Genomic DNA, 13587 nt, shown 5'->3' with positions numbered 1-13587 from the left:
CAGAGACGCCTCACGGGCTCGTCTGCTGCTCCGGTCACCCGGATATCTTTCCGCCTGCACAAGATCTCCGGCAGGCGAACCCTCAGGCGCCCCGGAACCGGCGCATCGAGCCGGCCAGCGTGCGGCGCACCGCGTTCATGAGCATCGAGGGGTCGCCGTCACCACCGCCGTCGGATCACGAAGGCGAGGGGCCGCAGGCAGGGGCCGAGACCAGGTCAGGCCGCCGCACGCAGCGACAACATCATCGCCTCCACGGCCATCTGCGGGTTGACGTTGGCGCCCAGCCGTTCCCGGCACCGCATGATCGCGTCGATCCGCCGCAGCGTCTCCTCCGGCGTGGACGACTTGGCGAGCTGGTCGAGGTCGAACCGGATGTCGTCGTTGGCCAGCTCCACCCCCGCCCCGAACTGCATGGCCAGCACGTCACGGTAGAACGACACCAGCTCCAGCAGCGCGGCGTCGAGAGAGTCCCGCTTGATGCGGGTGGCCCGGGACTTCTGCCGGTCCTCCAGCTCCTTGAGGGCTCCGGCCCCGCCGCGCACCAGCCCCCGGTTGAGCCCCTTGCCCGTGGACCCCTCGCCGTAGAGCTTGCGCAGCTCGGACGTCTCGTTCTCGTTGAGCGCCGCCGTGGCCGCCGCGGCCTCTTCCTCGGCCGTCTTGACCAGGCGTTCGGCGGCGGAGATGCACTCGCCCACGCCGGTCAGCGAGCGCGGGATGCCCAGCACGGCCTCCCGCCGGCGACGGGAGCCCTCGTCGAGGGCCAGCGACCGCGCCCTGCTGATGTGCCCCTGCGCGGCCCGGGCGGCGAACGCGGCGGTCTCCCACGGCACGCTGTCACGCGTGGCCAGCACGTGCGCGACGGCCTCGGTGGACGGCGTGGCCAGCGTGACCTGGCGGCAGCGCGACCTGATGGTGATCATGAGGTCGTCGGGGGCCGGCGCGCACAGCAGCCAGACCGTGCGCGCCGGCGGCTCCTCGATGGCCTTGAGCAGGGCGTTGGCCGCCGACTCGGTGGCGCGGTCGGCGTCCTCGAACAGGATGACCCGCCAGCGGCCCTGGGTGGGGGCGCCCGCGGCCCGCAGGATGAGCTCGCGGGTCTGCTTGACGCTGTAGGACAGCCCCTCCGGACGGACGGACTCCAGGTCGGGGTGGGAGCCGATCAGCACCTGGTGGCACTGGTCGCAGTGGCCGCAACCGCCGTCGGGGCACAGCAGCGCGGCGGCGAAGGCGCGCGCGGCCTCCTCCCGGCCCGACCCCGGCGGGCCGGTGAACAGCCAGGCGTGCGTCATGCCGGCGCCGCGACCGCCCCTGACGGCCTCGCCGGCCGCCGCCGCGGCCCGCGACAACACCGAGATCGCCTGGTCCTGCCCGACGAGGTCATCGAAAACCGTCACGGGGTAAGGCTAGTCGCGGATGGCGGGCATCGTGCCCGTGGCGTCTTCGGACTCCCGGGGAACCGGGTCGGGCAGGATCTCACGAATGCGGTCCTGGATCTGGCGGGTCAGCACCTCGGGCGCCATCGTGCCGTCGACCACGAGGTAGCGGCCTGGATCGGCGGCGGCCAGCGCGCGGAACTCCTTGCGCACCCGCTGGTGGAACTCCAGCGGCTCGGACTCGATCCGGTCGGCCGCCCCGCCCAGCCGGGTCAGCCCCACCTCGGGCGGCGTGTCGATGAGCACGGTCAGATGCGGTACGAGCCCGCCCGTCGCCCAGGCGTTGATCTTGGAGACGTCTTCGGGATCGAGCGCCCGCCCGGCGCCCTGGTAGGCCAGCGACGAGTCGACGTAGCGGTCGCTGATCACCAGCGAGCCCCGGTAGAGCGCCGGGCGGATCACCTTCTCGACGTGCTCGGCCCGGTCGGCCGCGTAGAGCAGGGCCTCCGAACGGGCCGACAGGCCACGCTCGGCCGCGTCGAGCAGGATGGCCCGCAGCCGCATGCCGATCTTGGTCGAGCCGGGCTCCCGCGTCTGGACCACGTCGTAGCCCTGGTCGCGCAGCCAGATGGCGATCAGCCGCGACTGCGTCGTCTTGCCCGAGCCCTCGCCGCCCTCGAACGCCATGAACAGCCCCGGCACGTGTTCGGCCGGCTCGGCGGGGTAACGCTCGCCGCGCACCGCCGCGATCAGGTCGGCCGAGAGCGAGACGCCCTTCCTGTCGTCCATGTGGCGCAGCGCCAGGATGCCGACGGCCACCGCGAGCACGCCGCCGATGACCAGCACCAGGTTGGTGCCGTCGAACCGGTAGGCGATCGCGCCCAGGCCGAACTCGTGGGCGCCGAACAGCGCCGCCAGCGGGTTGGCCACCGCCACCACGAGCAGCAGCGTCACCCGCGCGGTGGACTGCAGGAACGAGAACGTGCGCCCGCGCAGCGTGTCGTCGACCTCCAGCCCGATCAGGGTGTAGCCGATGATCCACGCGATGCCCGCGCACGCCCCGAGCAGCACCGTCAGCATGACCACGATGGGCAGGTTGTGGATCAGCGCGATGGCCACGAGCACCAGCCCGGCCACGGTGATGGCCAGGCCGAACAGCCGCCGCCGCGACAGCCCGTGCAGCAGCCTGAGGCCGACGAACATGCCCAGCGCCATGCCGACGAAGACCGCGCCGAACACGACGCCGTAGGCCGCGTCGCCGCCGCCGAGGGCCACCACGTAGATCTTGGCCACGCCGACCACGGCCCCACCCGCGGCGAACGCGCCCAGCATGCCGATGATCAGCCCGCGCACGAGCCGGTTGCCGCCCACGAACCGCCAGCCCTCGACGATCTGCTTGAGCACCGAGGGCGTCGAGATCGCGCCGTCGCGCCTGGGGATGCCGCGCAGCGTGAAGATCAGGAAGGCCGACACCAGGTAGGCCAGGGCATTGACGATCAGTGCCGGGGCGGTCGGGTCCATGCCGCCGAGCAGCGGCAGGACGCTGCGGCCCATGTCGCCGACCAGGGACAGCGCGGCGAACAGCAGGGCCGCGATCGGCGCGCTGCCGTAGGTGACCAGCAGGTTGAGCCGGTTGGCGGATTCGAGCTGGTCCTTGGGCACCAGGTTGGGCACCGTGGCGTCCTTGGCGGGGACCCAGAACAGGTTGACGCACTCGACCAGGACGGTCGCGACGATCACCCACTGGTACGTGCCGATGACGGGGATCGACAGCACGACCGCGAACCTGGCCAGGTCTGCCGTGAACATGGTCAGCCGCCGGTCGAACCGGTCGGCGAACACCCCGGCCAGCGGCCCGAGCAGCACCGCGGGCAACATCTTGGCGATGAACACGCCGCCCACGGCCAGCGACTGCATGCGGTAGTCGCCCTGGTTGAGGTTTCCGGCGAGGGCGGTCAGGGCCAGGATGTTGAGCCAGTCGCCGAGACTGCACACCGACATGGCCGTCCAGAGCCGGCGGAACGGCGCATGGGCCAGCACATTCGCGGCGCGCCTAGGGGCAGTCATGATTTCAGCGTATCCAGGTGTCGGCCGGACATGGGAAGACAAGAAGACAACGCGGAATTACCCGCTTGTCCGTGGCTGAGGGTATTACGGAGTCGGGTCTGCGCGCAGGTCGCGCACTCGGAACAGCCCACCGAAATCATCATCGATTCATTACTCCGGCCTCTTGTCTGATCTCCTCCACCAGAGGGGACCAGGCGGCACGGACGGCGGACGGCAGGGCCAGCTCGCCCCAGAGCTCGACGAGCAGCGCGCCGTCGACGTGGTCGAGCAGATCGGCGGGACCGCCCTCGCACAGCAGCGCCGAGTAGGCCGCCCGGCGTTGGCCGCGATCGGCCAGGTCGTAGACCTGGCCGCCGAACCGCAGGACCCCCAGCGCCGCGGCCACCGGCAGCCGCCGCAGCCGGCTCGGGACGTGGAAGCTGCGGCCGGCCGCCGTCTCCACGGCGAACTCGACCTTGGGCTCAAGCGCCAGCCGGAACCCGGCCGCGTCGAGGATGCGCCCGGCCGTCTCCAGCGTCGGCGACTTCCTGCCGTGCTCGTAGGCAGACAGTGTGGTGCGCGAGGTGCCACTCCTGCTGGCCAGCGCCTTCTGGTTCATGCTCGCCGCGTGGCGGGCCTGCCGGAACAGCAGCCCGCCGCGCCTGGCCCAGAACGCGACGTCGGGCGCGAGCGCGGCCGCCTGGCGCAAGGCACCTTCGGCGGGAGAGGAAACCATGATCACCTCCTGCGAGTATCCGGTCGGATACTACGCCAGGATGACACCACGTGGCCACCGCGTCGCGCAAAGTCAGGAGCGCAGCTCCAGCATAGTGATCTCCGGCGGCGCTCCGACCCGTACGGGCGGCCCCCAGAACCCGGCACCCCTGGTGACGTACACCTGCACGCCGTCGATCGTGGCCAGGCCGGACACGACGGGCTGTTGCAGGCCGACCACCAGGTTGAACGGCATGATCTGCCCGCCGTGCGTGTGCCCCGAGAGCTGCAGGTCGACGCCGAACCCGGCGGCCTGCTCCACCTGTACGGGCTGGTGCGCGAGCAGCACCGTGGACCGCCCCGGCTCACGTCCGCCGAGCGCCTTGCCGAAGTCGGGCCCGTCGCCCGTGGCCTCGCCGTTGAGGTCGTTCACCCCGGCCAGGTCCAGTACGGCGCCCTGGTGCGTGATCTCCACGCGCTCGTTGCGCAACGAACGGACGCCGAGCTGGTCGAGCTCCTCGACCCATTCCTGGGGGCCGTTCTGGGTGTAGTACTCGTGGTTGCCGGTCACGAAATATGCCCCGTAGCGGGACTCAAGGCTCTTCAGCGGTCTGGCCAGGGAGCCCAGTTGGGCGACGGACCCGTCCACCAGGTCGCCGACGATGGCCACCACGTCGGGACGCAGGCCGTTGATCATCCTGACGATGCGCTCGGTGTGGCCGATGCCCGTGAGCGGGCCCAGGTGGATGTCGCTCACCACGGCGAAGCGCAGGCCGTTCAGCCTCGGGTCGAGCTTGGGCAGTGTGACCCGCACCGGCTCCAGGACGGGGTCGCCCAGGGCGCGGCTCACGCCGTAACCGACCGTGCCCAGCGCGCCGACCCCGGCCACCACCGCGGTGGTGCGTCCCAGGAACAGCCGCCTGCTCATGGGCGGCTCGGCCGCGGGCGGCGCGGGGGCGGCCGCCACCGCGGGAACCGGGCTCGCCATGACCGGGATCGGCTCCTCCACCGCCACCGTCCTGCGCTCGCGCCTGCGGATGAGCACCGAGGCGACGGCCCGCGGCACCTCCAGCACGAGCAGGAACACCACGAGGTAGAACATCAACGCCACCCACAGGTAGCCCGGCCAGGCCAGCCAGTTGCCCAGCTCCATCCGCGTCCCCACGAACGTGGCCACCACGAGCAGGACCAGCCCGACCAGGCCCCAGGTCAGCGCCTTGCGGGCACGCCCGGGGCGGGTCGCGGAGCGCACCATGCGATGCCACAGATACAGGTGCGCCACCAGGACCAGAGCGACGAAGACCAGCACGATCACACGTCGATGCTACTGACGACTTGTCCGCCGGCTTCTCCGCGGTGCCACTGACGATTCACCGCCCCCTTCGCGGTGCCGCCTACGATCCGGCCGCCGGCTCCTTCGCGGTGCCACTCACGATTTGGCCGCCGGCTTCTTCGCGGTCGTCTTCTTCGCCGGCGCCTTCCGCGTGGTCTTCTTCGGCGCGGGCGCCCGCTCGCGGCGCTCGGCCAGCAGCTCGGCGGCCCGCTCGATGGTGATGTCCTCGACCGTGTCGCCCTTGCGCAACGAGGCGTTCGTCTCGCCGTCGGTCACGTAGGGGCCGAAACGCCCCTCCTTGACCACCACGGGCTTCTTCGACGCCGGATCGTCGCCCAGCTCCCGCAGCGGCGCCGCCGCCGCGGCCCGCCGCCCGCGCTGCTTGGGCTGCGCGAACAGCTCCTTGGCCTGCTCGATCGTGACCGTCAGCAGGTCCTCTTCAGAGGAGAGCGAGCGGGAGTCGGTGCCCTTCTTGATGTACGGCCCGAACTTCCCGTTGTGCGCCACGACCTCCTCGCCGTCGAGCTCGCCCACGACCCGCGGGATCGCCAGCAGCTTGAGCGCGTCGTCGAGGGTGATCGTGTCCAGCGACATCGTCTTGAACAGGGAGCTGGTGCGCGGCTTGGGGGCGTCTGCCTTCTTCGTCCGCTTCTTCGGCGCCTCGTCCTCGGCCGGCTCGGGCAGGATCTCCGTCACGTACGGCCCGTAACGGCCGTCCTTGGCCACGATCGTGTGCCCGCTCACCGGGTCGCGCCCCAGCTCACGGTCGCCGGTGGGCCGCGAGAACAGCTCCTCGGCCTTCTCCGCCGTCAGCTCGTCGGGCGTGGTGTCCTCCGGGACGTTGACCCGCGCGCCGTCCCTGTCCAGGTACGGCCCGTAACGCCCGACCCGCAGGACGATGTCCGTGCCCCTGATCGGGAACGAGCTGATCTCCTTGGCGTCGATGTCGCCGAGGTCGGTGACCATCTCCTTCAGGCCCTCGTCGCCGTCGCCCGCGCCGTAGTAGAACCGCTGCAGCTCGGGCACCCGCTCGGCGCGGTCGTTGGCGATGTCGTCGAGCACCTTCTCCATCTCGGCCGTGAAGTCGTAGTCGACCAGGTTGCCGAAATGCTGCTCAAGCAGGTTGACCACGGCGAAGGCCAGGAACGACGGCACCAGCGCGGTGCCCTTCTTGAACACGTAGCCGCGGTCGAGGATCGTGCCGATGATCGACGCGTACGTCGAGGGCCGCCCGATCTCCCGGTCTTCCATCTCCTTGACCAGCGACGCCTCGGTGTAGCGGGCGGGCGGCTTGGTCGAGTGGCCGGCCACGTCGAGCCGCGACACGGTCAGCGCGTCGCCCTCGGCCAGGTTGGGCAGCCGCTTCTCGGAGTCGTCGCGGTCGGTCGAGGGGTCGTCGGCCCCCTCCACGTACGCCTTGAGGAAGCCGTAGAAGGTGATCGTCCGGCCGGAGGCACTGAACTCGACGTTCTCGCCGGCGGCCGAACGGCCGCTGACCTTGACGCTGATCGACTCGCCGACCGCGTCCTTCATCTGCGAGGAGACCGTGCGCTGCCAGATCAGCTCGTAGAGGCGGAACATGTCGCCGGACAGCCCGGTCTCGCCCGGCGTGCGGAACTCCTCGCCGGAGGGCCGGATCGCCTCGTGGGCCTCCTGCGCGCTCTTGACCTTGCTGGTGTAGACGCGCGGCTTGTCGGGCACGTACGCGGCGCCGTAGAGCTTGATGGCCTGCGAGCGGGCGGCCGCGATGGCGGTCTCCGACAGCGTGATGCTGTCGGTACGCATGTAGGTGATGAACCCCTGCTCGTACAGCCGCTGGGCGACCTGCATCGTGTACTTGGCGGAGAAGCCCAGCTTCCGGCTGGCCTCCTGCTGCAACGTGGTCGTCCGGAACGGCGCGTACGGCTTGCGCGTGTACGGCTTGCGCTCGACGGACTTGACCGAGAACGACGTGCCCTGGAGCCTGCCGGCCAGCTCACCGGCGGCGGCCTCGGACAGGTGGAGCACGTCGGCCGTCTTGAGCTGCCCGGTGCTGGCGAAGTCGCGCCCCTGGGCCACCCTCTTGCCGTCGACCGAGCTCAGCGTCGCGGTGAAGTCACGCGGCCGCTCCTCGGGCTTGCCGGAGTCGAACAGCGCCTGCAGGTCCCAGTAGTGGGCCGAGGTGAACGCCATGCGCTCCCGCTCGCGCTCCACCACCAGCCGCGTCGCCACCGACTGCACCCGGCCGGCCGACAGCCGCGGCTTGACCTTCTTCCACAGGACCGGGCTGACCTCGTAGCCGTAGAGGCGGTCGAGGATGCGGCGGGTCTCCTGGGCGTCGACCAGGCGGAGGTTGAGGTCGCGCGGGTTCGCGACGGCGTCGCGGATCGCCTGCGGCGTGATCTCGTGGAACACCATGCGGTGGACGGGCACGGTCGGCTTGAGTACCTCGCGCAGGTGCCAGGCGATCGCCTCGCCCTCACGGTCCTCGTCAGTGGCCAGGTAGAGTTCGTCGGCGCCCTTCAACAGCTGACGCAGCTTGCTGACCTGCGCCTTCTTGTCGGGGTTGACGACGTACAGCGGCTCGAACCCGTGCTCGACGTTCACGCCGAGGCGCGCCCAAGGCTCCTTCTTGAACGCCTCGGGGATGTCGTCGGCCCGCTCCGGCAGGTCACGGATGTGGCCGATGCTGGACTCCACCGTGTAGCCGGCGCCGAGGTATTTCTCGATCGTCTTCGCCTTGGCGGGCGACTCGACGATCACCAGGCGTGTTCCGCCGGAGCTGCCGTTCTTGGCTGGCACGCTGCTTCCTACCTCACTGTTCGCTTGCAATCCCCCTACCGGGAGTCGGCATAGATCTGAAAGGTAACCCGACTCGCGGAAATTTCCTTCCCCCGGGCTACCCACTAGCTTCCGGGTCCACCCACAAGCACGCAGAATAAGGCCCATCGAGCGGCATGGCGCCCTGACTCACCCTGGAGACTAATCGTTGTGCTCGACTACTCCTACATGGATATCTTCATTCCGCGCGACCTCACTCGCGAAGCCGCACGTCAACTGCTGACCGAACATGCAGAGTACGGCCAGTGGGAACTCGCGCGGGTGCGGGTGCACCCCGACGGGAGCCGGCACGTACGGCTGCGCCGCAAGGTCATCCGTGTCCGCAGCACGCTCTGAGCCTGGACATGGCTTTGCCCGCCCCGGGCCGCGCCCCCGGAACGGGCAAAGCATCTATCGCCTACCACTCACGGCGGCGAGCGGTAGCGGTATCTGCGGTTACCTGCCTATGCCGTATATCTACTTACGGCCGAACCGGAATCGGCGAGCGGTCGCGAACAGCGTGGCCGAAGCGGCGAACATCGAGCCGAGCAGCAGCGCGAGCAGCGAGCTGGAGTTCATCCCGGTGAGACCGGCGGGCTGGGCGGCGCTCATCAGGCCCAGGTTGCCGACGGGCAGGCCACCGGTGGCGGAGGTCACAGCGCCGCCGACCGGGGTGGAGGTGAGCAGGTCGGTGGCCGGCGAGAGCGGCGACGAGGGGCGCGGCGGCGCCTTGCGCACGTTGTCGGCCCTGTCGGCGAGGTGACGCTTGCCGGGCCGGGTGGGCACCCGGTTCTGCGACGGCGTGGCCGGCACCTCCACGTTGCCGGGCGCGGCCTGCGTCGGAGCCTGCGCCTGGCCGGGGAGGCCGGGCAGCTCGGGAAGGGCGGGCAGGCCCAGCGTCTTGGAGGCGTCGTCCACGAGCGGCAGCGAGGAGAGGCCGCCGCCGACCGGCAGGCCCGAGCCCTGGAGCTGCTGCGTCACGTTGCCGGGAACCGGCAGGCCACCCACGTTCGGCACACCGCCGACGTTGGGCACGCCACCCACGTTCGGCACGCCGCCGACGTCGGGCAGCGCGGACCCGCCGCCGACGCTGTTGAGCGCGGGGACGGCGGGCACCGCGGGCAGCAGCCCGCTCTTGGCCGCGGCCGTGTGGCCGGTAGAGCGCAGGAACTGGTTGTAGCCGCCGCCCGGGTAGCCCGGCTTGCCGACGTGCGCGCCGCCGAGGCAGCCCGCCGCGGCGTCGCCCAGCACGGCCACCGCGTTGCCGCAGACGTTGACCGGAGCGGTGATCGGCGCGACCACCTGGTTGCCGCTCAGCACGCCCGAACGCCCCGAGGTGTGGTTGCCGCCGCCGCCCACGCCGTCGTGCGGCCAGACGGTCGCGCTGCCCTTGCAGTGGGCGTTGGAGGCGCCGAGCACCGCGGCCGCGTTGCCGCAGACGTTGAGCGGAGCCGTGATCGGCGCGATCACCTGGTTGCCCGCTCCGACGCCCGACTGCCCGGAGGTGTGGTTGCCACCGGCGCCGCGGCCGCCGTTCTTGACCGACACGACACCCCTGCACCCGGCGAACGCCTTGCCGAACGCGGCCACCGCGTTCCCGCAGACGTTGACCGGAGCGGTGATCGGCGCGATCACCTGGTTGCCGCTCAGCACGCCCGAACGCCCGGAGGTCGTGTTCCCGCCCGCTCCCGAACCGGCGCGGGTGTTCAGCACCGTCGCGCCGCCCCGGCAGTTGGCCACCGCGTTGCCGACGGCGTTGCCGCAGGCCGTGATGGGCAGGTTGACCGGCGCGATCACCTGGTTGCCGCTGCCCGCGCCGTAGCGCCCGTCGGTGTCGTTGCCCGTGGAGCCCGGCGCGGCCATGTGGTGCAGCCAGCCGCCGCCCGAGTTGGTGACACTGGCGCCGCCCTGGCAGCCCGCGAACGCCCGTCCGAACACCGCCACCGCGTTGCCGCAGATGTTGACCGGCGCGTTGACCGGCGCGACCACCTGGTTGCCGCCCAGCGCGGAGGAGCGCCCGGACGTACGGTTGCCACCCACGCCCACGCCGCTGTTGTGCACGGCGGCGCCGCCCTTGCAGCCCGCGGTCGCGTCGCCGAAGATGGCCAGCGCGTTGCCGCAGGCGTTGATCGGAGCCGTGATCGGCGCCGTGAGCTGGTTGCCGCCGATGAGGCTGGAGTCGCCCGAGGTCTGGTTGCCGCCGGCCCCGCCCTTGCCCTTGTTGTGGACGGTCGCGCCGCCCCGGCAGCCCGCGTCCGACCTGCCGAACAGGGAGATCGCGTTGCCGCAGGCGTTCAGCGGCGCGGTGATCGGCGCGTTGACCTGGTTGCCGCCGAGCACGCTGGAGTTTCCGGAGGTGCGGTTGGGGATGTCGCTCGGGCCGACGTTCTCGACCGAGGCGCCGCCCTGGGAACCGGCGGTCGACTGGCCGGCCGCGCCGACGGCGTTGCCGCTGATGTCGATGGGCAGGTTGATCGGCAGGTTGACCTGGTTGCCGCCGCCGACGGAGGAGTCTCCCGAGGTGTCGGCGAGGGCCGCGCTGCTGCCGAACGACATGACCGCGACCGCCAGAAGGGCCGCAGGGGTGGATGCTCTAGCCCACGTACGCATGCTGAATGCTCCTAGTGGTTCTTGGGGGGATACCTGAAACGGTTCGCGGGCAGCCGAGGCCGTGCGAGGACGTGCGAGGTCGCGCACAGCGGTGACCTCGGATTCGCGAACAGGTTGACTGACGTCTCACCCGCCGACGGAGGGGAAATGACCACGCTCCGCCGCCGCTCTCCGGACGGGTCGTCCGGGGCGTGCCTGGATGGCGGGATCAGTCAGGTGAGAAGGAAGGGTCGTCCGCCGCTGTGCGGACGACGGGGGGCAGCACGCGCGCCATGACGGCGGGCTGGTACTGCAGCCGCGGGTCGACACCGGACCTCGCGACATCCCCCATACCGGGCCCGAACGGGCCACTGCCACCACCGTTGGGCACCAATCCGTTGGTGTCCAAGATCTTTCCGGCGGAGGATGGTGGTGGCAGACCAGGATCCTGCTGGCTGTTGAGACCGTCCACGGTGCGCCCCGCCATCGCCTCGGCGTTGTCCGACGCCGAAAGCTGAACGGGGGCCGAAAGAGGAGCCGGGGCCGCGTCGGCGGCTCCTGTGGTGGCCGCGGTGGCATCCGCGGCCGCCGGAGCGGCGGACATCATGCCGAACACGACGGCGAGCAGCCACCCGGCCGCCACGAGGACGCCCATCGTGACCGCTCGCACGACAACTCCGCGAGCGCCGGCCGCGAACCGCGCCATCCGGTCGGCCCGCTCGGCGGTCGTGTCCTGTTCCGGGAACGTCGTGTCCTGTTCCGGGAACGTCGTGTCCTGTTCCGGGAACGTCATGGGCACGCGGCGCACAGCGAGGGACGACGCCCCCGACTGTCCGACCTTCGTGCGTGCCACCTGATCTCCCAGCTTCCGGAACCGGCCTCACATCGTGAGGCCGGTCCGTGGACTCACCCCTCAACGATCCGTAACCGTAGCAGCACCCAAAGTTGCCGCAAGGGCTTTTCAGCAGAGACCCCGAAAAAGGCCAAGGACACGCTGGCCCGCTTCACGTGAGACACCTGGAAGGGTCATCCCGGGGGTGCGGCGGGGACGCCGGGGAGGTGTCGCCGGCCGCTGTGCCGATACTTGGTATGACTCACCCCCCAGAGTTTGCTAACCTTACGGAGCCGACGCGAGATGACGGTCCCGCGTGCAGGCACCAAGTCCGGGTGGCGGAATAGGCAGACGCGCTAGCTTGAGGTGCTAGTGCCCAGTGATGGGCATGGGGGTTCAAGTCCCCCCTCGGACACACACCGCACGCACATGTGGGGGTTCCGGTTCGTTCCGGGCCTCCACATATTGCTTTTCCGGGTAGTACATGAGCTTCAGGCCGAGCCGGACGTAGAGTTCCGCCTTGTCGTCGGGGTCCGCTTCGGAGACCAGCCGCACGAGATCCCCGACTTCTTCGATCATCGACCTGATCTCCGCGACGGTGACGCCTTGTGCAGCCGGGACAGCCTTCACTGTTCACCTATATCGTCCGGATCGCGCTGACCATGGTCGTGATCGTGGCGGCGCCCCTTGCGTTGATCTTGCACGCGTTGCCGATGACCGAGGGGCTCGCCCGGCTGTGGTGGCGGGCGCCGCGATCGCACCACACCACCACCGGTCTCCCGCGCCACCGAACTGCCGCTCGACGGCCCCTCCGCCACCAACACACCACCGGGGTTCCTGACCGGACGCGCCGGCTACAGGCTCGCTCTCCACACCCTCGCCGACGACGCGCACCCACTACCACCAGGGACGCATGTCTTTTGCTGCGCTGACCTCGACAGGCCTCCGCCCAGATGACGCCTCCGCACCCTGAATGGAACACGTGCCTACTCAACACCCCGCCCCCGCACACCCACCTGTGCACCGAGCAAGATGGCCGAGGCCGTGCTCGCGGTCCTGGCCGGCCTCCCTGCCAAAGTGGCCGCAGGCGCGATCAACGTCCGCACCGAGACCCTCACCGAGGCCATCGAGGCATACCAAGCAGCCGGATACCGGGCTCTGGAGGCCCGCACGACCGATCACGGCTGGTACAGCATCCGCGCCCAGTTCGCCGACTGGAACACCGCCGAGCAGGCCGCCGCAACCGACCTCGGCCCGCGCTTGGACCACCTCCAGGACCGCAAGCTGATCGGCGAGTGGTGGTTCATCCGCAAGCCCCCATGCTGGCGGCTCCGGCTACGCCCGCTCGGCAACCTCGTCCCCGAAGCGAAGGCCTTTCGAGCGAAAGCTCCGATCCAGGGCCATAACACCGTTGATGTGGGACTGCATAATCAAGGGGAGCCCATCTCGTCGGCAGCCTTTCGTACAGGAGGTGCGATGGACGTTGTCGCCGTGGCCAACCAGGTCATGCCGTACGTGATGTCGGCCATTGCGGCCTACGGGACCGCCGTGCTGACCAAGACGCAGGACCTGGCCGCCGACGAGTCCGTGAATCTGGGCAAGCGGCTGCTCGAACGTTTCACCAAGCGCGATGAGAGCCGGGCGCAGATCGAGGCCGCGGTGCAGGACGTGGCCGAGGTCCCCGACGACGAGGACTTCCCGGCGGCTCTGCGCGTACAGCTCAAGAAGGCGCTCGCCGTCGATCCCGTGCTGGCCGAGGACGTGGTCCAATTGCTCGGTTCGGCCCCCGCGCCGTCGGTCAGCCAGAGCGTGGCCGGAAGCAGGATCGGGGGCGACAACATCCAGATCGGACAAGCACGTGACGTCCACATCGGGCGGCGATCCGAGACGTAGACACCATG

Annotated in this window: 10 protein-coding genes and 1 tRNA gene; 3 read left to right on the top strand and 8 right to left on the bottom strand. The window is 70.3% G+C overall.

What is annotated here, in order from left to right; all coding sequences use genetic code 11:
• Window positions 1–215 precede the first annotated feature (215 nt).
• The 5 genes from ABZ815_RS25880 to topA form a co-directional block, all read right to left on the bottom strand.
• Window positions 216–1394: a DNA polymerase III subunit delta' gene (locus ABZ815_RS25880; protein WP_357702144.1), complete on the bottom strand. Its 1179-nt coding sequence runs from the start codon at window positions 1392–1394 to the stop codon at window positions 216–218.
• 9 nt (window positions 1395–1403) lie between these two features.
• A complete protein-coding gene (gene tmk, locus ABZ815_RS25875) occupies window positions 1404–3440 on the bottom strand; it encodes a dTMP kinase (RefSeq protein WP_357702142.1) in 2037 nt (678 codons plus the stop codon).
• A 139-nt stretch (window positions 3441–3579) separates the two neighbouring features.
• Window positions 3580–4155, bottom strand: a complete 576-nt coding sequence (locus ABZ815_RS25870; protein WP_357702140.1) for a helix-turn-helix transcriptional regulator — start codon at window positions 4153–4155, stop codon at window positions 3580–3582.
• 72 nt (window positions 4156–4227) lie between these two features.
• Entirely contained in the window at window positions 4228–5448 is a 1221-nt protein-coding gene (locus ABZ815_RS25865) for a metallophosphoesterase (protein ID WP_357702138.1), read from the bottom strand.
• A gap of 114 nt (window positions 5449–5562) precedes the next feature.
• A complete protein-coding gene (gene topA / locus ABZ815_RS25860) occupies window positions 5563–8247 on the bottom strand; it encodes a type I DNA topoisomerase (RefSeq protein WP_357702136.1) in 2685 nt (894 codons plus the stop codon).
• Between the two features lie 189 nt (window positions 8248–8436).
• On the opposite strand from topA, the gene ABZ815_RS25855 reads away from it, so the two are divergent.
• Window positions 8437–8622, top strand: a complete 186-nt coding sequence (locus ABZ815_RS25855; RefSeq protein ID WP_125641854.1) for a DUF5703 family protein — start codon at window positions 8437–8439, stop codon at window positions 8620–8622.
• Between the two features lie 120 nt (window positions 8623–8742).
• On the opposite strand, the gene ABZ815_RS25850 is transcribed toward ABZ815_RS25855, so the two are convergent.
• Entirely contained in the window at window positions 8743–10875 is a 2133-nt protein-coding gene (locus ABZ815_RS25850) for a chaplin family protein (protein ID WP_357702134.1), read from the bottom strand.
• Window positions 10876–11083: 208 nt separating this feature from the next.
• Entirely contained in the window at window positions 11084–11707 is a 624-nt protein-coding gene (locus tag ABZ815_RS25845) for a hypothetical protein (protein ID WP_357702132.1), read from the bottom strand.
• Window positions 11708–12015: 308 nt separating this feature from the next.
• Between ABZ815_RS25845 and ABZ815_RS25840 the strand changes: the two genes are divergently transcribed.
• A tRNA-Leu gene (locus ABZ815_RS25840) sits at window positions 12016–12101 on the top strand.
• On the opposite strand, the gene ABZ815_RS25835 is transcribed toward ABZ815_RS25840, so the two are convergent.
• Entirely contained in the window at window positions 12083–12316 is a 234-nt protein-coding gene (locus ABZ815_RS25835; protein ID WP_357702130.1) for a hypothetical protein, read from the bottom strand. The genes ABZ815_RS25840 and ABZ815_RS25835 overlap by 19 nt on opposite strands.
• Window positions 12317–12718: 402 nt before the next feature.
• Between ABZ815_RS25835 and ABZ815_RS25830 the strand changes: the two genes are divergently transcribed.
• A complete protein-coding gene (locus ABZ815_RS25830; protein WP_357702128.1) occupies window positions 12719–13579 on the top strand; it encodes a hypothetical protein in 861 nt (286 codons plus the stop codon).
• Window positions 13580–13587: the final 8 nt, after the last annotated feature.

This window comes from Nonomuraea sp. NPDC047529 (assembly GCF_040642995.1).
GTDB lineage: Bacteria > Actinomycetota > Actinomycetes > Streptosporangiales > Streptosporangiaceae > Nonomuraea.
The sequence above is the reverse complement of the archived record's forward strand: the minus strand, read 5'-3'. Positions and strand labels throughout refer to the sequence as shown.